The sequence below is a fragment of the Ethanoligenens sp. genome (assembly GCF_047718355.1).
Classification (GTDB): Bacteria; Bacillota; Clostridia; order Oscillospirales; family Ethanoligenentaceae; genus Ethanoligenens.
This window is the reverse complement of record NZ_JBDNLG010000002.1, coordinates 40,363-60,497: the sequence shown is the minus strand read 5'-3', so window position 1 is coordinate 60,497 and position 20,135 is coordinate 40,363. Positions and strand designations below refer to the sequence as shown.

At 50.7% G+C, this 20,135-nt stretch carries 12 protein-coding genes and 1 pseudogene; 6 read left to right on the top strand and 7 right to left on the bottom strand.

Going from position 1 to position 20,135, the window contains the following annotated elements:
* The 4 genes and pseudogenes from ABF463_RS00740 to ABF463_RS00725 all read right to left on the bottom strand — a co-directional run.
* A pseudogene (locus ABF463_RS00740) lies at positions 1–427 on the bottom strand (collagen-like protein); the annotation flags it as partial.
* Positions 428–499: 72 nt separating this feature from the next.
* Positions 500–1,621: a glycosyltransferase gene (locus ABF463_RS00735; RefSeq protein ID WP_415531618.1), complete on the bottom strand. Its 1,122-nt coding sequence runs from the start codon at positions 1,619–1,621 to the stop codon at positions 500–502.
* Positions 1,622–1,662: 41 nt separating this feature from the next.
* Positions 1,663–2,949 (bottom strand): glycosyltransferase, encoded by a 1,287-nt coding sequence (locus ABF463_RS00730; RefSeq protein WP_415531617.1) that lies wholly within the window; start codon positions 2,947–2,949, stop codon positions 1,663–1,665.
* Positions 2,946–4,073, bottom strand: a complete 1,128-nt coding sequence (locus ABF463_RS00725; protein ID WP_415531616.1) for a glycosyltransferase — start codon at positions 4,071–4,073, stop codon at positions 2,946–2,948. Before ABF463_RS00725 ends, ABF463_RS00730 begins: the two co-directional genes overlap by 4 nt.
* A 145-nt stretch (positions 4,074–4,218) precedes the next feature.
* Here ABF463_RS00725 and ABF463_RS00720 point away from each other — a divergent pair, with 145 nt between their 5' ends.
* The 4 genes from ABF463_RS00720 (at position 4,219) to ABF463_RS00705 (ending at position 13,632) form a co-directional block, all read left to right on the top strand.
* Positions 4,219–5,172 carry a hypothetical protein gene (locus tag ABF463_RS00720; RefSeq protein ID WP_415531615.1) on the top strand — a complete coding sequence of 318 codons (954 nt, stop codon included), beginning with the start codon at positions 4,219–4,221 and terminating at the stop codon, positions 5,170–5,172.
* 48 nt (positions 5,173–5,220) lie between these two features.
* Positions 5,221–5,583, top strand: a complete 363-nt coding sequence (locus ABF463_RS00715) for a sigma-70 family RNA polymerase sigma factor (RefSeq protein WP_415531621.1) — start codon at positions 5,221–5,223, stop codon at positions 5,581–5,583.
* A 267-nt stretch (positions 5,584–5,850) separates the two neighbouring features.
* Positions 5,851–6,969, top strand: coding sequence for a response regulator (locus ABF463_RS00710; protein ID WP_415531614.1), 1,119 nt, complete (start codon positions 5,851–5,853; stop codon positions 6,967–6,969).
* Between the two features lie 402 nt (positions 6,970–7,371).
* Positions 7,372–13,632 carry a SpaA isopeptide-forming pilin-related protein gene (locus ABF463_RS00705; RefSeq protein ID WP_415531613.1) on the top strand — a complete coding sequence of 2,087 codons (6,261 nt, stop codon included), beginning with the start codon at positions 7,372–7,374 and terminating at the stop codon, positions 13,630–13,632.
* Between the two features lie 173 nt (positions 13,633–13,805).
* Here ABF463_RS00705 and ABF463_RS00700 read toward each other — a convergent pair whose 3' ends face one another.
* Positions 13,806–15,044: an MFS transporter gene (locus ABF463_RS00700; RefSeq protein ID WP_415531612.1), complete on the bottom strand. Its 1,239-nt coding sequence runs from the start codon at positions 15,042–15,044 to the stop codon at positions 13,806–13,808.
* A 6-nt stretch (positions 15,045–15,050) separates the two neighbouring features.
* Positions 15,051–15,851 (bottom strand): TrmB family transcriptional regulator, encoded by an 801-nt coding sequence (locus ABF463_RS00695; protein WP_415531611.1) that lies wholly within the window; start codon positions 15,849–15,851, stop codon positions 15,051–15,053.
* Between the two features lie 342 nt (positions 15,852–16,193).
* Here ABF463_RS00695 and ABF463_RS00690 point away from each other — a divergent pair, with 342 nt between their 5' ends.
* Entirely contained in the window at positions 16,194–18,236 is a 2,043-nt protein-coding gene (locus ABF463_RS00690; RefSeq protein WP_415531610.1) for a transglycosylase domain-containing protein, read from the top strand.
* Between the two features lie 119 nt (positions 18,237–18,355).
* Here the strand turns inward: ABF463_RS00690 and ABF463_RS00685 are convergent, their stop codons facing one another.
* Positions 18,356–19,168 (bottom strand): glycoside hydrolase family 25 protein, encoded by an 813-nt coding sequence (locus tag ABF463_RS00685; protein ID WP_415531609.1) that lies wholly within the window; start codon positions 19,166–19,168, stop codon positions 18,356–18,358.
* Positions 19,169–19,471: 303 nt separating this feature from the next.
* On the opposite strand from ABF463_RS00685, the gene ABF463_RS00680 reads away from it, so the two are divergent.
* Positions 19,472–20,059, top strand: a complete 588-nt coding sequence (locus ABF463_RS00680; protein ID WP_415531620.1) for an amidase domain-containing protein — start codon at positions 19,472–19,474, stop codon at positions 20,057–20,059.
* The last annotated feature ends 76 nt before the right edge of the window (positions 20,060–20,135 follow it).

Below are 20,135 nucleotides of genomic sequence, written 5' to 3'. Positions count from 1 at the left end.
CTGTTGCGCCGGTAGCACCAGTCGCGCCGGTAGCACCCGTTGCGCCGGTAGCACCGGTAGCCCCCGTTGCGCCGGTTATACCGTCTCCCGATCCGGTTGCACCGGTAGCACCTGTTGGTCCAGTCGCGCCTTGCAATACAGAAGAAGACAAGGCATTTTCCATTTTTGATTTCAGAAACAACTGGTTTTGCACCGCACTGTCAAGCACGCCACGCACACTGTCGTTTGCGGCGAGCACATCACTTACTGTTGCGCCGGGACCACTGATTCCCGGAATCGTACCAATGATATATTGTAATTTTTCACCTTCCGTATTGATCACATGACTAAGACCAAGTTCTTCCATTGCAATGGACGCGAGAATCAGGTTGATTGCATCGTCCCGTGTAATAGGGGGACTGATACTCGGAAAAGTAGGCAATGACATTGTAGAAAAACCTCCTAAAAAAATGGACAACTAGTATAGTGTATGTCCATCGGCTGTAAACAGTTCGTCCGATCATTCAGCTTTTTGCTTTTCCTGAATTGCCTGAAGGCTCGAGCGGGCTTGTTGGTCGTCGGGATATAAATAAATTGCCTGCTCATATGCATCCCGCGCCAGAGGGATTTGACCCAGCTGTTCGCAGCACTTCCCAAAAAAGTAATACGCATAAAAACTGCCATACCCATTGTAGGTCAGATAATGCGGGATTGCGTCCCCCAGCATCAGGCAATGCCGAAACACTTGTGCTGCCCGTGTATATTGTTTTTCCGACATTAAAAGAATACCTTTAAAGAAATGCAGGTCGACATAGTCCGGATACAGTGCAAGCGCTTTTTCAAGACCCTGTAGGGTCTCGGCAGGCACACCATGCTCCAGTAGAATTGAGTATTTTAGATGGTATAGCATAGAGGGAGGCATCCGTTTCTTCTTCAAGAATCCACTGATTGCGTCGTTCACACAGGCAAACGCCTTTTCAAATGCGTGCATACCAAAGTATTCGACAGCTGTGTGATAGTCGATCCAGGGACTGTGATCCGATTTTACGCGTTCCTTTTCCAGCAAGGTCAGATTGCGCTTGGTTTTCTGTTTTTGAAAGACGGCCGTGTCCAGATAGCCGTCATGAAGCAGGCGGATGGGCAGGCCCTTTGCAAAATTTTTGCTGCTTATGCCGGATGGAAGATTTAGATGCTCATGGATTTTTCCTACGAAACGTATGCCGCGTCCATTGCGGAACAGGCGATAGCTATCACTGAAAAAAACCTGATGCAAGTCGGGGCGTTCCCCCATGAAATGCACCATTCGGACAGAGAAAAGCGACGCGTCACTATCACGTAATTCTTTCAGGAATACGTCCTTCTGCGTAATTTTCAATTGTTCGTCCGCATCCATCCAGAGTATCCAGCGGCCTTTGGCCTTTTCAATTCCGGCGTTGCGCGCCGCGGCGAAGTCATCATCCCATTCCCTGGGATAGACTTCCGCATGGTAACGGCGGCAGATCTCCTGTGAATCGTCGGTGGAACCGGTGTCGACCACGACGATCTGGTCAACTACGCCTTGAACGCTTTGCAAACAGCGTTCAAGGCAGGTATGCTCATTTTTTACAATCATGCAAAGTGTCAATAAAGGGGACTGTGTCATCGTGTCTTCCTTTGGTCTTAGGTGGAATGGAGTGGACTGCGCTACTCTCCAAGCAGTAAAGGCTCCAATTGGTTTTTCCAGACCCAGTGTGGGCTGTAGCGCTGGCGCACTTGGGTTTTGGCGTGCAGTACCGGGTTTTCTTGCAGCAGGGCGAGTACTTCTTCGGCAAAATGCCCGTAGTACGCCTGCTCGGACGGCTGATAATGTTCGGTGGTTTCAAATCCATTGTTCAGGGCGTCCCACCGCATAAAAACGGCGTGCAGGTTTCGGCCGATTTCTTCCAAGGACGGGACAGCCTGATTCAACACAAGCAGGTTCGCGCGACTGGCCGCCTCCAACACAATCAGTGGAAAAAGTTCGGAATAGGACGGTGTGACAAATACGTTGGACAATGTAAACAAATCCAGCACCGCCGGACGCGGAAATCCAGTTGGAAACCCGTGCTCGGAAGTAAAACAGAGATCATCCGGATCAAGCCCGAATTGTATGCCGGTTTGTCGGACGAAATCCCGGTACAGTTTTTGATCCACATCACCGGAAGGAAAATCGCAGAACACGACTTTTACGCTGCCTGAGCCGACCCGTTTGAGTGCGCCTGCAAAAGCGGCTACTTTATCAAATTTCTTGGCAGGCGTCAAGCGGCCTGGATAGACCATCAGAATATCCGATGCAAATAAATCCGTTTGTTGTGCCAGCTTCCGGACAGCATTGTGCACAAAAGACAGTGGGTCGAGTGAATTGTAAACGATGCGGCAGCGGCCCTCCGGCACGTTGTATTGTCTGGCAAGCGGTGTGATCCCCACGTGTGTAAGCGCGATATAGGTGGTGTGCGGCAAGGGGATAAAACGGGCGGAAAGCGGCCATTTGACATCTGCCGGACGCGACAACGGGGCAGAGTGCGAAAAAGAGAGGAACCGCAGATGGGGCAGCTGCACTTGTGCTTTTCGCAAGGCTACATTATGCAGCAGATACCAGCCTTGATATAAAATATCGTGCAGGATGCAGATGTCTATGCCGGCAAGTTCTTTGACCAGACTGTCGGCCACGGCGTCGGCTTCCTTGAAAAAGGCAGGAGGTATCTGCGCATGGGGATCGTCGTAATCCTGCCACTCTATCTGACGCCCATCCAGCGTATTGCAGACTTTTGCCCATTCAATCCGGCTATCCAAGTAAATACCGAATCGGCTGTCTTCCTCAAATTGCTCGCAGACCAGCAGTCTAACGGTGATTCCGGCATCGAGCAGCATACGCAGCTGCTCCGCTACCACATTCACCAGCGAATAGGTGGTGTCCAGCTTTCCAAACATGGTCAGAATGGCTACATTCACGTTGTTTCCCCCTCGTGGGTTTTTTTGTCGGAGGGAGAAACAGGTTTTTTTGCTTTTGTTAAAGAATGAAAATATTTGCGGTTATATAGCACGGCGGCCGCATTGGGCTTGTATTGGGCCGCAATCTCGTTGTGCCGTTCTGCTTCATCGCGGCGGCCTAACCGGTCGTAGCATACCGCCAACTCTAAATGCGGCGTATATCCCCAACAATCCGGCTGGAAAAACCCCCAGCTTTTTTCCGGTTTGTGCAAGGTCGTAGCCAATTGAAACCAGAACAGTGCACGGGAGAAATTGTTTTGGTTTTTATAGAAATAGCCAAGCTGACAGCAAGCTTCGGCACGCGGCGTATCGTAAAGGAAACTGTGCAGCAAAGACAGCACTTGTTTTTCGGGCAGATGCCGGAGCTGATAGCAGGCGGCCAGCTCTAAGCAGGCGGAAATATTGTCTTCGACCCATCCGCTTCCGCTTTCCAGAAAGTTTAAAAACATCTGGGCGGCCTCCACATTTTTCCCGTTGTCTTTTAATTCCCTTGCGTAATAGTAGAGGCCGCGGGGCGTAAGTGAGCGGCCTGATTTACGCATTTTTTCATAGATGGCAAGGTTTCTTCCGGTGGCGGCCGCATGCAGTTTGGTATGCGTGACAGCAATTTCCGTGGTGCGCACGTTCCCCGATACGGGTATATATTCGTGAACAGGCTCGACCCACGCAAAGTGCCGGCTGCGCTTGACAAGCCGTTCGCGGTGATAAGAAAACAAAGGATTTCCATCCATATCGAATTTGACATGGTATAGCATCATAACGACATCCACAGATGGGTCCAACGTTTTTTTCAACTCAATCAGGCGTACCCGATCGTCAGGCAGCAGGATGTCATCCGCATCCAGCCACATGATGTAGTCCATGGACGCCTTTTGAAAGGCAAAATTTCGAGCGGCAGAAAAATCATCGATCCATGTAAAATCATATATTTGATTGGTGAAGCGTTTGGCAACATCCTTGGTTGCATCTGTGGAACCCGTGTCTACAACAATGATTTCATCAGCGATGTTGTGCACGGACTGTAGGCATTTGGCCAGTGTCTCTTCTTCATTTTTGACAATGAGACAAAGACTGATTGTTGGCATGATTTATACCAGCCTTTCTATACAAGTTAATACCAGTATAGTGCGGGTATGCTGATAATGACCGTGCTCCGCAAGCAAATGGCAGAACGTTTTGCGGTGCTGTGTCATAAAATGTACAAGCACGACGTTACGGAGGAAAAACATTATGTCTATGCCCAATATTCCCAATATCACCCCTGAAATTGACCTTTGTAGAGAAGATGTCATCACTTTGCTGCTGGCTTCCGTTGCACTTGAGGAGATAGGTATGGGGCATGTCTTGAATGCGGAAGCGGAAAAATTGCAATCCGTTATCGCATCCTGTGAAAACGGGGGGCCATCACATGTTAAAACCTTGTTGCAAATCAACGAAAGCGTGGAGCGAACCGTAAACAGTCTAAACAGAATGCAGATGCTCTTACAAATGAAAATGGAGAATATTCTTCGTTTCACAAAAACATCTACATGTACAACGACCTGTTCTACTACCTGTACGCATACTCATACTTGTACGCACACGCATACACATACCTGTCCGCCGTCCACCTGTACGCATACCTGTCCGCCGTCCACCTGTACGCATACGCATACCCACACCTGCCCGCCGTCCACTTCGCATACCTGTTCGACAACAACCACGCGGACGCGCACACATACCTGTCCGCCGATTACCCCTCCATGCCCCCGACAACCGATTGGAATCAACGGTTGTGGTTCGGTTGTGACAAACAGTACGGATTCTTACGGTGAATTCTCATTATTCTTGCAGATATATCAGTTTGGCGTTGGAGACCAATCGGATACCCTGCGGTTTGTTGCGCGGGAGGTACGTTCCGGAGAATTTGTCATGTTAGAAGTGAATGCAGTACCAAACAGTCTTACGGCAAAGTGGATACCCGCAGAAACCGGCCGGTTTCTGCGGATAGACGGAACGGGAATTTTAAGCGGTGTGGGTTTCCCGTCTTGTCAGCTGCATTATGAAACGAATTTTACACTGGAAATTGCAAAGGAAAAAGAAGACTGGTTTTGCCACATGCAATTTGCAATGCCCGGCAGTCTGTATCCATACAAAAGCGGAAGAATCACATTCAAAACAGATGATTTTGAATTTGTTGACTGATTTAGGTAAGGCTGATTGTAAAGCAAAAGGTGTTTCCGCAGGGAGAGTATAGCTAATGAAATTCTGATGCATTTTCGCAGTCAGAAAAAGTCGGCGCAGGATGTATATATCAGCGATCCCATTGACACAGATAAAGACGGCAACCAGCTCACGCTGATGGATGTTGTGAGCTGCGAAGACACCATTCTGGATGATGTGGATTTAAAAATAAAATCGGAGCAGCTCCGCGCGTACATAAAAAATTTGTCGCCGAGGGAACGGGCCATCATCGAGATGCGTTATGGGCTGCATGGTGCCAGACCTCAAACGCAGCGTGAGGTGGCGGGGAAGCTCAATATTTCGCGGTCCTATGTATCCCGCATCGAGAAAAGGGCGCTGGGGGAACTGCGTGGCCAGTTTGCAGATGACTAAGCATGTAGCCGGTTTCAAGGGAAGGATATTGCGCGTACCGGGTCGATAGGCTTGCGTCACGCTCGCTTTTGATTTATGATTATAGTAATCCAACGTGGAAGGCGTGAGGATGGTTTTGGCAGGCAACGCGTATCCGTATGCATGACTTTCATGCAACGGGACTTTGTCAAAGGTAAAAGAGGCGCATTGGCAAAAGAGCCGCGATGGCGTCTTCTGTGCGGGTTGCTAAAATCATGACCGGCCAAAAGTCAAAAAGGAAGTTTAAACATGTTGACAGCGATAGTATATAGCGGTGACGCTCTGGCACTTACTGCACTGGAGCGTTGCGTACGTGAGACCGGCAAGATGAAGGTGTTGGGTACTTGTCAGAGCGACACCCTGCTTTTGCATACGGTTGGTGAACAGCGGCCGGATGTTGTTTTTTTGGATATCGGTATCTTGGGCGACACCGGATTGGCGGTAGCCGCCGCCTTGCGGGAATATGCGCCCAGAACCGATATGGTGATGATAACCGACCACCGGGAATATGCGATGGACGCATTTGAACTAGACGCAGTGGATTGCCTGCTTAAACCCATACAGGCAGAGCGGCTGATGCGCACCGTTGAACGGCTGCGCGACAGATATCTCGCGCAGGACACACACGCGACAGGTTTTGAATTGCAGTGTATGAGCGAATTTGCCGTTTTGAATACGGCAGGTGATTTTCTGCGCTGGCCAACCCAAAAAGCGCAGGAAATGCTTGCCTTTCTTTGGTACAATCGCAAGCGGGCGGTTGGTACGTCCGTGCTGGCAGAGACGCTCTGGCCGGATGTTGACGCCGTGCGTGCCCGCAACAATCTGTACACAACCATTTACAATATGAAAAAGGTATTGAAACAGTTTACGGGCAATGTGATATGCATTGAGAAATGCAGCGGCGGGTATCAGTTTGTTTCGGCACTGGAAAGTGATGCGGAATATATACAGGCGCGGCTCGAAAAAATCGGGCAAGGCGAATTTGCGGAGGATTTACATAGTTACAAGCAGATGATGGTGTTGTATACCGGCGGGCTTTTTGAGGCGGAAGAGTACGGCTGGTCACAGAACATGCAGGCCTATCTGCTGGAACTGATTCAAAAGCATGGATTGCGGCTGTCCAACCGTTTATTAAAGATGGAGCGCTGGAGGGAGGCACAGGAAATTTTGCAGCATTTGCTGTTGCGCGACCCTTGCTGCGAGGGCGCACACGTCTTACTCATACGGGTGCACGCGCGTGCGGCAGATATAGCGGGGACACGGCAGAGTTATGCCTGCTATTGCCAGATGATGCGAAGTGAATTCGATGTGGAGCCGCGGAGCCTTGCCGAGATTGTCGATGAGGAAAGTGTATTGCGCAAACCTTGAGGGCGAGGTGCTTTTGCCCCTGATTTGCGATGATACAGCCAACAAGAAACAGACCTTGCTTCATAGAGAAAGGGGTGGGGTCTGTTCTGGTTAAAGGGATGTCCCTCGGCGTTATAGATATGCGGAATACAGGAAATATCCCTGTCTTACTGTATAGCAGGCTGTAATAATATTACTTAAAAGTAAATATATAATTACATTGTTGGTAAGTGGCTGGGCCAAAACGGCAGGATTACGGTAAGGATATGTTTAGATTGTATTTAGATGTCTTTGGTATACTTAGCATATCTATACACCGTCATCGACGACGATGCGCTTACATAATCAAAACGTTTGTGCAATAGAGAAGAATGTTCATGCCACGCAGTGACAAACTGCGGGAGAAAACGGGGAGAAAACGACATGATAGAAGCAGTAAAAAGAAAAGTGTTCTCAGCTTTCTCGGTTTTTATGGCAGTGGCTGTAGGGCTGATGTCATTTTCTGCAAATTTGACAGCCCGTGCGGACAGTCCGTGGACCGGAACGTGGGACAGCACGGCAAATGGTTCGCTTATTACCAACGTGGAATTGTTTGATTTGAGCAAAACATCCACGCAGGCAGCCGGCTCCATTGTCGAATCTGAAATGACGCAGGTCTATGACGTGACGGGAGCCGACAATAAAATCATACCGGCAGGTACGATTTATAAGGCGGGCGACACACTGCCGGCGCTGCTTTCCTCCACGGTAAAGTACACATTGGCGCCGGTTATCACCGATGCCACTACCGGCATTGACAAGAGCGGCAATGTGCGTATTTTATATACGTTTGCCATTCCGGATGGCGTTACATTTAGTAATGCCAGCCCGACGACCTACCAGTTTACAATACCCAAGGAAGTGGCGCTGCAGTCTGCGGTAACAAATATGCCGTTGAATGCCGATGGAATCACCGATGCGGTCGCAAATGTGAGTATTCCGGCAAACCCGACCGGCGCTTCCACCGGTACAATCACCTTTACTGAGGCATCGAACGGACATATCGACAGGCATGGCGCGTTCTATGTAGATAGCCAGTTCTCAAATATGAACAACGAAAACACCACGCCGGTCAGCATCCCGTTTGCGGTGCAGGGAAAAAGCGATCCGCTTACAGTGAATGTCTATTTTGCACAGCCGGCGCCTATCATTTCCAAGCTCGGCAGCTTCGACAGTGCCAGCAGCAACATCAACTGGGTCGTGACAGCCAACGAGAAACAGATGACCGTCACAAACGGGTATATCACAGATCAGGTGCCGTCGGGCTTGTCCTATGTGCCAGGCACCTTTACGGTGACCGACACCACCACGGGGGACGAGCCGGTTTTTAAGGACAGCAGCACGACCGCGGGGTCGGACATCTCCAATGGTAATTTTACCTATACGCAGTCTACGGCGACGCTGAAATATGTGCTGCCTACCCCGACGTCGGATGTGTATCAAGTCGCTTACGCGTCATCGGTGCCGTCTAGCCAATATGGGAAGAATTTTACCAATACGGCTAACTTGTACTACAACGGCAACAGTACGCCGGTCAGCAGCAATGCGACGCTCACGCCCAGCCCGAACTATATTACGAAGAGCGGCAGTGCGAGCGAGGTGAACGGGAAACAGCAGATAACCTGGACAATCCCGTTCAACAATGACGGCGGCACATTGCAGAATGTCGTAATTACCGACCCCTATATCAACAATGGGACGGCCGCGCCCGCCGGATCGCAGATCATGTCGGTAAAATATTATGAAACGGCGGCAGGCGCGGCAGGCGCGGCCTCCGCTACGTCAATCGGTACAGACAGTTCTTCCACACCGTATTATACAGACAACAACGGTGTGCTCACGGTCAATTTCGGCAATGTGACAGGTGCGCATACGCTGGTGTTTACGGTACAATTTCCGGATAACTATCTGCAAACCAACCAGGACGGGTCGTTTACCAATACAGCTACGCTGAAGGCGGACAATAACGCCTATCTGCAAGGCGGCGTGCCGGCTACGAACGGAACCGGCGTAGGCACCGGAAACACGATGCTGAGCAAGAGTGGCTCACCGGATTATACGAGCGGTGAAATCAACTGGACGGTGAAGGTCAATGAAAGCAAGCGCGCCATGGCTGCCGCCCAGCTGAAAGATGTGATTGGGGACAACCACAACTATGTTCCGGGCACCTTTAAGGTTATAGACAATACAACGAGTGCACAGGTTTTTAAAGACAGCAGTACCGCGTCGATAGGGACGGATATTAACAGCGACAATTTCAGTTATACGGCATCTACCAAAACGTTGCTGTATACGTTCCCAACTGCTAAGTCTGACCAATATACGGTTACATACTCCACCAAACTCGACGGCTCCCAGAATCAAGTTTATGCAGGCAACACCCCCGGCTCGTACGGCAACACGGCGACCTTGACACCGGATATAAACACCCCATCGGTTTCGACGACCGTCAACCCGCCTCAAAGCTATGCGACAAATGTGCTGAGCAAAAGCGGCCCGGGGTTTAACTATATCAACCATGAACTCTCTTGGAACATTACAGTAAATTCCGCCCAATATCCGCTGACCAATGTGGTGGTAACGGATGCACTGACGGATAACAGCCTGAAATCCCCGAATCAGCAGGTCGGCGATCCGGAGTACGCGTTCGATTTTGATGCGAACCAGTCGGTAACAGTTACCACTGGCTCTACGTCGATGAAACTGACTGCCGATACGACTGGCACACCGGGCGCGGGGCAGTACTATTATAACGGCAGTACCCGCACGCTGACATTTAACCTTGGCGATTTGAGCGACTCCACACCCGCAAACCGCACAAAAACCATCAATTTCCAGATGAAACTGATGGATTCAGTCGATCACTATTTTGCCACGAACAGCAGCAACAAGCTTAATAACACCGCTACTGTAAAGAGCAATGAAAACACCAACCCGACTTCGGCCCAGGGAAGCCAGACCATCGACAATACCGTGATCGGCAAGGGTGCGGTTTATACAAACAACAATAAATACATCGACTGGAATGTGCAGATCGACCAGAATGGCGCAAACATTGGTTCCGACGTTGAATTGACGGATACGTTGCAGTCAGGCCTGCTGCTGGATACCTCTTCTGTCAAGCTGTATCCGCAGACACAAGCTGCGGACGGGAGCATGACACCGAGCGGCAGCAGAGACCAGAACGGTTTGCTACAAAACCCCAGCACCCCGGTGACACTTTCGGGCGCGAATGTGGCATATGACGTTTCCACCAACAAGTTTGTGTTTACAATGCCTAAGGGAAATGTCAGTACGCCGTATCTGCTGACGTTCCGCACGTATATTGACACGACGGTTATCACAAACAATACCACTGTGAATAATATCATTACGCTAAGTGGATCAACCGCTGCCACTGAAGATTCACAAAATGCTTCCACGACTTATACGCAGAACGCGGGCGGGTATGCAACCGGTGTGACCGGGCAGATTACGCTGAAAAAGACGGACAGAGCAAACGGCAAAGTCCTTGCTGGCGCGCAATTCAGATTGTATGACCAGTACAAAAATCATTTGCGCGATGTGACAACCGGTGTGGATGGTACGGTTACGCTGCCGTATCTGGCTTACAGTATACCGTACCGCTTGGTGGAAACAGGCGCACCGACCGGATATGACAACAACAACAGCACTGATTACTGGTTTGAATACATAAATGACGAGAACAGTACGGGGCATATCCAACAAATCACTTCCGCGACGGACACCACGGCAATCGGCAGCCCGACTGCTTCCTCCGGTTCGCCGGTCCTTACGTTTTCCGATGCCATGAAGACTGCAACAGTCCAGTTCACCAAACAAGGGGACGGCGGAACGGGTCTTGCGGGCGTACAGTTTACACTGACCGGCACAGCGCTCAATGGGACGGCTGTTTCACTGACGAGCAACACGACCGATTCGAATGGCCTCGTCACATTCGGCAATGTGCCCTACAGCGATGCCAACGGATATACCATTACCGAAACCCAGATACCGGCAGGCTATACCGCCGTTGCGCCGCTGGCCAGGGTCATGGTCAGCGACAATACTGTGGCAAGTGGCACGTACACACTTCCCAACCAGACAGACGGACCCGCAGGTAACCTGACAGTGACGAAAGCGGACACGGATGGAAACGGTACGCTGGAAGGCGCTGTGTTCCAACTGTTTACGGGCGGCAACGCGGGCACAAGCGGCACACCGGCGTATATCTCGGGTGTTACCGGTGCCAACGGGCAGGCGGTGTTTACAGGCATTCCGGCCGGCACCTACACACTGCATGAAAACATCGCGCCGACCGGCTATATGGCTGCCCCCGACAAGAATGTGACCATCGACAGCAATGCGACGGCTTCTGTGAGGCTGAGCACTGCGGTCACAGTGTTAGACCAGCGGCAGACCGGTTCGATCAGTTTTACCAAGACCGATGGTGTCACTCCTCTTGCAGGCGCACAGTTCGCCGCCTATTATGACCAAGCGGGCAACTATCCGGTCAAGGTGAATGGAAAGGTGGTCGTTTCCACCGGCAGCGACAATACGTCGGCACTCACGCTTGCAGACGGCGTTGTGAAATTTGCCAATTTCCCCTATGCGACCGACGCAGCCAACGGCTATTCGAGCGGTTTCTGGGTGCGGGAAGTCGTAATACCCGCCAATTATGCCGCTGCCGCGCCTTTCCAGGTCGCGCTTACCTCTGCCGGTTCCAATGCGCCGACCACGGTTGCGGATACGTTGAAAACGGCGAACGTCCAGTTCAATAAGACGGACGGCGTCAATGCACTGGATGGCGCGACGTTTGGCTTGTACACCGACGCGGCAATGAGCAAATCAATTGCAACGGTAACCTCCATAGGCGGGGCGGTCACATTCGGCAATGTGCCGTACAGTGATAATGCCTATTATGTCAAAGAATTGAATACACCGGATGATGTGCATTATCAAAAGGCTGCATCGTTCTTCTTTACACTCAACGATAATAACACATCCGTCAGCAACGGTGTGCTGCGGCTGACATCCGCAAATACTGTGGGAATAGGCGCTGCTGCCACGCCGGTGGACGCAAACGGCAATGTGGTGGATACGCCGCTTGGCAGTATCACGGTGCAAAAGCAGGACGCACAAACAAGCGCTCCTTTGGCAGGTGCGGTTTTCCAAGTCAAGAGTGCGTATGATGGAAAAATATATACGGCGTATACGACTAATGCGGATGGCAGTGTTACATTCGGCAATCTTCCGCTCAACCCGAACGCTACCAAGCAGACATCCTTTACGGTAATTGAAACGACTGCTCCGCAGAATTATGAGCAGAATACCTACTCCGGCAAAAATCTGACAGTATCGCTTCAAAACGCGGCCGGCAAGCGCGATTCCGTTTTGACACCGTATCTTGATACCAAAAAGGCCGGCACGATCAACCTCACCAAGGTGGATCAGAACAATCAGCCGCTGGCGGGTGCAGAGTTCACCTTGTTCCAGACGGTAAATGGCGTTGAGCAGACTGTACAAGGACCCGTTATATCCAACGGCAGTGGGTTGGTCCAGTTTACAGGTGTCCCGTACGGCAGTTATTACATCAGGGAAACCAAAGTGCCGGCAGATTATACGGGTGACACCGCAAAGCAGATTCCTGTCGTTTTGGATGATCAAAACCCAAGCGGCACGATTGTTACCAATGGCACCTCGCACATATTGGACGTTGGGAGCGTTTCCAACACCATCAAGACCGGCAGTGTCCAGTTTACCAAAAAAGCGCCGGACGGCAGTAACCTCGCGGGCGCGGTGTTCACACTGACAGGCGCGGGCGGTTACACACAGAAAGTGACTTCCGATCAAGCGGGGCTGGTGAAATTCACCGATGTGCCTTATGGCGAATATACCTTGACAGAAACAGGCGCACCGGTCGATTATACCATTGTGGCACCGGTACCGGTTTCACTGCACGACAGCACGACCAATAACACGGGGTCGCTGACGATGAACGACATGGTGGACGCGCTGAAGACCGGTACCATCCAGTTTACAAAGATGGCGGAAAACGGTGGCACATTGTCGGGCGCAGCGTTTACCTTGACGGGCGCAGGCGGTTACACACAGCAAGTCACCTCCGACCAGAACGGTCTGGTACGTTTCACAGGCGTGCCGTATGGTGACTACACTATTGAGGAAACCGGTGTTCCAGCCCATTATGTAGCGGTATCCCCCATGACGGTTTCGCTGCACGACAGCAATACGGCAATCCGAAATGGGACGTTGACTTTGGGGAATGTGACAGATTTGTTGCAAAGAGGCGACGTTGTAATCCATGATGAAGACAATAACGGGAAACCCAAACCCGGTGACACAATCACGATCTACGATAATAACGGAAAAGAGATCGCGACTGGAAAAACGGACAGCAACGGCAATCTTGTATTCCATGACCTGCCATATGGCGCCTATACTGTGGTAAACGGCAGCGGTGGGACCGCGTCGGTGGCGCTTGGGGGCGCAACATCCACTGCCACACTGGTTGCCAACCCGTATACCGGCGCAGCCGGTACAATACCACCCTACGCGGCATTGGGACTTTTCGGTTTATCCTTGGGTGGTGTTCTGTTGGGCTTGAAACGCAAACGCAAACAGTAAACAGATAGAGAGAATCGATTCCAAGTTTGTAATATACCAATAGCAACAGGGCTGCCAACTAGATGGCAGCCCTGTTTTTTGTGCGCCCGGTATGGACGATAGCTCGACGGTAATCGCCGTTAAATTTGGATTCATACAGACAAAATCTTGAATAAATTTATGACCACAGGCATTCAGTTGTCCATGTTTTTCTCTATGGCGATCGCTCGGTTTCCTTTCATTGTCGCAACGTGCACCAAAGCGGCAAGAACCTGTGTCAGCAGACCGAAGGCGCAAAAACCGCACCACCCAAGCCGGTGATACAACAATGTCCCCAGATACGAACCGACCGCTCCGCCTAAGAAGAGAGAAACCATATAAACCAAAGTGATTCGGTTTCTTGCTTCCTCATTCAGATTTTGAATGCGGGTCTGGTTGGCAACATTGCAGCATTGCACCCCCATATCCAATAAAATTACTCCCAGCACCAATCCCCATAATCGAAAACCAAACGCAAGGAAAAGTAAATAGGAAACGAGGATAATGAGTATAGTCACACCCACGGTAAATTTGGCGCCTTTATTATCCGAGAGCTTTCCTGCAAACGGTGCAAACAGGATACCGGTTATACCCAGCAGTCCAAACATACCGATGAGACTTGTATTGAAATGAAACGGGGAGCCTTGCAATTGAAAGGTCAGGGTTGTCCACAATGCACTAAATGCAGCCATAATCAGCGCCGCATTGATTGCCGCTTCTCTTAACACCGGAAATTTTCCAGGGAGCGTAAATACCGACTTTAGGGAAGCGATATAATTCAGCTTGACACGCATACCCACTTCACAAACTGGCAGCATTCGTTTCAATAACAAAAAGAGGGCTGCCATAAAGAAAACGGCAAGCAGATAGATGGCCTTCCACCCCAGGTATTTTCCAATTATCCCGCTGACCACCCTGGACAGCAGCACGCCAATCAGAAGTCCACTCATGATATGCCCGATGTTCTTCCCCCTATCCGCATTGCTGGAAAGTTTTGCGCACAGCGGAACCATCAGCTGTGGAATCACAGAGGTTGTGCCGATTGCCAGACAGGCCGTGGCGGTTAGCGCAAAGTTGGAGGAAAGGAACATCGTCAAAAGTGAGAATGCTGCCAAAACAAGCATGGTCAGTACCAGTTTTTTTCGTTCCACCAGATCGGCAAGTGGTAAGATCAAAAACAAACCCAGTGCATATCCGACTTGTGTAAGAGTTGCAAGCAGCCCCGCACCCGCCTGTGTGACGTGATAGGCACCGGCAATCTGCTCCAGCAACGGCTGAATGTAATAAATATTGGCCACGGACACGCCGCTTGCGGTGGCCATAAGCAGAATCAAGCTGCGGTTTAACGGCGGCAACTCTTGGGGCACATGTGCTTTCCTGTTCGTTCTCTTCATCTTTTCTCAATCCACCTGTTTAAAATCATCCGCAAATTCCTTCATCATACATACCAGATGCTCTGCGCTGCCTTTTTCCGTAATCAGGCGGTTGATTACGATGTCGTGTAAAATATAATCCTCCATCAGATAAATGTGCGTTGCATCTTCCGTGTAGAAAGCGTCTTTGTTAACTTCGACGGCGTGGCCATACAGCATTTTTTTACTGTCTACAGAAAGTATAAACCACGGTGTCTTTTTAGCAGTGTTATGTATTTTATTGCGGGTATGCTGTTCAATTCCTTCCATAGGGGTATCTATCTCATGGCCAATTCCAGCAACCCTGCACCCCCGTGCTCTGCATTCCTTTAGCGCTGGAAGCAGCTGTTCATACATCTGTCCCCATATGGAAACCATAATGTGGTGATCTGCTTCCTTTAGCAGCTGCTTGCAGTACACCATGATATTCTCAGCCCCTTTGACGGTGAAAACATAGATTCCCTGCTTATTTTCCTCGGATTCTAAGTATTGCAGATCATTTTTTACCTCTTCATAATCACTTTGCCACTCTTCCTTCATTCGCTCTAAAAACACCTTGCTCGGTATCGGCGTATAGTTTTTTACATTGTCACTGCTCTCTTCCAGCATGGACAGCCCACGGGCAGTCAAAGATGCCAGCACATCATAAATACGGGCCCGCGGAATGCCCGATTCTTTACTGATATTATAGGCATTTGCTGTTCCAATTTTTAACATGGCCGCGTATGCTTTGGCTTCATACAAATTCAAACCAAACTTTTGCAATTTACCAAATAAGGCTGCTTCCATTTCAATACCGTCCCTTTTACAATAAAAATAGCAGTGCCGATACGCTGTAACTACTGTAGTGGTCACTATACCATCGTCTTATATGTTTGTCAATATTCCATTGATACTTTTCGTCTATAATAAGAATGACAACACATGTAACCCCTGAATATCGCTGGGTGGAAACTGTTCGTTTAAAAGGCAGATGCGCCAGCAATAATTTACATATAATGGAATTTATATTGCCAGTAACGCACATTCATGGTATACTGATACGAAAGCCTGCGCATTGTACGGGCTTTCGGGATTACTCACCGGGGGAATTAAGGACGGGTCATTTCTTGCAAGGAGGATACCCTGTTTATGAAGACAGCAGGCAACAGCAAGCAACCCGCACCCAAAACGAGGTCCGCGTCCGCTACCAAGGGCACGGAGCGCCATGTGGCAGGCCGCATTGGGAAAATACTGTTGACACTTTTCCTTTTGGTGGTCATCACTGGCTCAATTGTGGTGGGTTCGCTTTCTGTTTATATTTTGGTGTTTGTCAAGCCGGAAAACATCGACTTGACCAATGCACAGCTAAAATTCACCAGCATGGTCTATGCCAACGATAGTTCTGGGAATCCACAAGTTGTTTCCCAGATCAACGGGGGAGAAAACCGCATCTGGGTTAGCATCGACCAGGTGCCGGATAATTTAAAGAATGCATTTATCAGTACAGAGGACCAGCGTTTCTATGAGCATGAAGGTGTAGACTGGAAGCGAACCGCCGGCGCACTGGCTAACTTTTTTCTGCATTTTTATTCCACGGATCAAGGGGGATCCACCATTACACAGCAGCTCATTAAGAATATCAATGGCGATACGTATAACCGCCGGCCCGGTGTCAAGATCGCCGAGATCGTCACCGCGCTGGATCTGGAAAAAAAGTTCTCCAAAGATCAAATATTGGAGAGCTACCTGAACACCATACCGCTTGGCGGAAGCAGTTATGGCGTGCAGGCAGCGGCCAATTCCTATTTCGGCAAGGATGTTAAGCAACTGGATCTGGCGCAATGTGCCGTACTGGCGGGGCTGACACAAGCGCCCAACAGCTACAATCCGCTGAAACATCCGGACAAAGCTAAAATCAGACAGAAGTATGTGCTGAAAAACATGCTGTCACAGAAGATGATTACACAGGCGCAATATGATCAGGCCGTGGCGGAGCCCCTCACCTATGTGGGGCAGCAGCCGGCCATCCGCGGTTGGTTCGTCGATCAAGTTATTGAGGACGTGATAGACGATCTGGTGGCGCAAAAAGGTTATCTGCGCAGCAGGGCACAAAGTTTGGTGCTGAATGGCGGTCTGAAAATATACTCTACATTGAACCCCACCGTGCAGTCTGCTATGGATAATGTGTATCAAACGAATGCAGGCAACAGTGATATTTGGCTTGCCGGCAAAAGCGGTACTTATCAGTCCGCTATGGTGGTGATGGACTACTCCGGTGCGGTATTGGGCGTTGAAGGCGGCCGCGGGGCGAAAACCGCAAATCTGGGGTTTAACCGTGCGAACGATATGCTGCGTTCCCCGGGTTCATCGATAAAACCCATTGGGGTCTATGGGCCTGCGATCGAGCAAGGGCTTATTACATGGTCCAGTACATTTCAAGATGCGCCGATCACCGTCGGTGGTTCTTTGTGGCCGCATAATGACGATAAATGGACCTATCAGAACATGACGGTCGCGGAGGCATTGGCACAATCCAAGAACACGATTGCCGTGCGGATTGAGCAACTGGTCAAACCCGCGAATACGGTGAATTTCCTGACTAATAAACTCGGAATTACAACATTGGTCAAGACGCCGGATAAGAAGGGGAACAGTGATGTCGGGCTGGCCGTCGGTATCGGCTCACTTACCAAAGGCGTTTCGGTGGAGGCCATGGCGGCGGCATATCAACCGTTTGGCGACGGCGGTCTCTATAATAAGCCGTATACGTACAGCAAGGTGCTGGACAGCAACGGCAATGTGCTGCTTGAGAACAAGGCCAGCAATACCCGCGCGTTTTCACAGGAGACATCCACCATTGTCAATCGCTTGCTCCAGAATAACGTGATCAACGGCACCGGTGCAAAGGCGCAGCTCTCCAGTACCACGGTGGGCGGCAAGACCGGTACCACCGATAACGGCTGGGATCGCTGGTTTGTCGGTATCACGCCCGATTATGTGGGCGCGGTGTGGAGCGGGTACGATAATAACAAAGAAATGTATACGACCAATAACCCCTCGGTCTATGCATGGCACGCCGTGATGCAGAAAATACAGGCCAATATCGCGTTTAAGACATTCCCGGTCTGGGGAGATGTGACGCAGGGAACGGACGGCGGCTGGTATAAAGCAGGAACGACTGCCTCGCAGTGATTTGCCCGCGTATCTGCATATGGATTTATTTCCCGGTTTTATTGTACAGACAACCGCCCCCGTACCGCATGGCTTACATGCGGTACGGGGGCGGTTTTTATTGAAATGCCTATCACGATTTAATGACCCGGCAGAATGATAGAGGCGGTGGCATGGTCTGCATCCATAGGGTTGGGAACACCAGCAATAGACGCGTGATCGGTATACTGCCACATGATATGTGATTTCCACGCACCCGCCTGCGCAGGCTTCTGACCATTGTAATCGGCTACCCATAAGCCATACTTTGCAAGGGCAGGGGAGGTTAAATACTTGTCCGCAAACTTACGCGAACAGTAAATCAAAAGCGAATGGCCGGAAACGTGTTCAAACTCTGTGGCAAACGATAGAACGGCCGCTGTCAGCGCCGCGGGCGTCAGGTTGTTGTCTTCCTCCACATCCAGCGCCGGATAGAACGCATATCCGTATGGCTGGATCGTTTGATAGAAATGATCGGCCTGTTTGGCAGCGTCGGTGGGGTCGTTCGTGGGCCAGAAATAATGGAAAAAGCCAATGGGCAGCCCCGCTTTTTCCGCCGCCGCCGAATAAGCGCCCAGCATGGGATCGACATAGGTACTGCCTTCGGTGGCCTTTGTATAAAGCCCTGATGTGGCGCCTTTTAGTGCTGCCCAATCGGTGATGGTGTCGTGGTGAGAAATATCCACAATATCAAATGCTGCGTCGTGCGGAGCGGGTGCGGCTTTCGTCGGCTCCACGGATGCAGCATTGGAATTTGCTTGAACGGGAGATGTGAGCGCGGTATTGGCGCTCACGCCTTTTGCATCCACCGCGCCCGCACGGGCCATGTCGCCCGGGATGACCCGCAGAACAATGCCGCAGGCTGCCACATAGAATCCCACCGACAGCAGCAGCGGGCGCAGTATTTTTTTCATTGAACCACCCTCCGTTCCACCCTGCTGACGGTTTCCTGTTCCTATCTCATACGAGGCGGCGGCATGGCGGTCAAAGCATGGTGCTTCGTTGTCGCGCGCCGCGAAAAGGAAAAAATATCTCGTGGCATATATATGTGACACAAAGAAAAATATGCACAAAAAACCGCCCGAAGCATAGGCGACCGGACGGAAACAGTTCCTGTAGAAGAAAGACAGGCGCGGTGAGGAAAGACCACGCATATCCTGTAAGAAAGGCGGTCTTTAAAAGCTGGCCGACGCGGGAAGGGGGTGCTTTGCTTGCCGATGATACCGTATACGCCCGACAACGGCGTTTGGTACGCGCGGACATTTGCACTGCATGAACAGGTGCCTGAAGCAAAGCAATTGTTTTATTACAGCCCGGGAGACAACTGCACCAATTTTATCAGCCAGTGCGTCTGGGCGGCCTATGGGGGGTGGCTGCCAGATGCACAGACGGCGGAAAACGCTGCGCGCATCCGTGCAGATGTGCGGATGGTCACAGGGGTGTGGTATGGCTCCCGCTGGCATATCGGCTCCACACGCTGGTGCCGCGTGGAGGAATTTTATACATATGTCACGTCAGCCAAATCCAGAGGGCCGGCGGCGCGGATGATTGCTTTAGGTACCTTTGAAACGGTGAACCCCGCGATTTTGCAGCGGGGAGATGTTGTGCAATTGGTTGTGTCTACCTATGTGCCGGACCGGTTTGGGCATGGCTTGTATGTGACGGAGCCGGGCAGGACGTGGGATGAAGTCAGCATCTGCTGCCAAAGCTACGACCGGTTGGATGCGCCGATGACGGAGTTTTCTTTGTATCCTGAGATTTATACACGGCTGCGGGTGCTGCGGTTTATGCCCGGAACGTGGTAAGAAAACACAGGTCTGCCGCGACACGGTGTATACGTATCGCGGCAGACCGATGTTTTCTGTGTGTTGACGGACAGCA

Bases quoted from the DNA above. Each gene is read 5' to 3' on its own strand.
- ABF463_RS00690 (WP_415531610.1), top strand. From the start codon at position 16,194: ATGAAGACAGCAGGCAACAGCAAGCAACCCGCACCCAAAACGAGGTCC.
- ABF463_RS00700 (WP_415531612.1), bottom strand. From the start codon at position 15,044: ATGAAGAGAACGAACAGGAAAGCACATGTGCCCCAAGAGTTGCCGCCG.
- ABF463_RS00685 (WP_415531609.1), bottom strand. From the start codon at position 19,168: ATGAAAAAAATACTGCGCCCGCTGCTGCTGTCGGTGGGATTCTATGTG.
- ABF463_RS00695 (WP_415531611.1), bottom strand. From the start codon at position 15,851: ATGGAAGCAGCCTTATTTGGTAAATTGCAAAAGTTTGGTTTGAATTTG.
- ABF463_RS00725 (WP_415531616.1), bottom strand. From the start codon at position 4,073: ATGCCAACAATCAGTCTTTGTCTCATTGTCAAAAATGAAGAAGAGACA.
- ABF463_RS00680 (WP_415531620.1), top strand. From the start codon at position 19,472: ATGATACCGTATACGCCCGACAACGGCGTTTGGTACGCGCGGACATTT.
- ABF463_RS00735 (WP_415531618.1), bottom strand. From the start codon at position 1,621: ATGACACAGTCCCCTTTATTGACACTTTGCATGATTGTAAAAAATGAG.
- ABF463_RS00720 (WP_415531615.1), top strand. From the start codon at position 4,219: ATGTCTATGCCCAATATTCCCAATATCACCCCTGAAATTGACCTTTGT.
- ABF463_RS00710 (WP_415531614.1), top strand. From the start codon at position 5,851: ATGTTGACAGCGATAGTATATAGCGGTGACGCTCTGGCACTTACTGCA.
- ABF463_RS00705 (WP_415531613.1), top strand. From the start codon at position 7,372: ATGATAGAAGCAGTAAAAAGAAAAGTGTTCTCAGCTTTCTCGGTTTTT.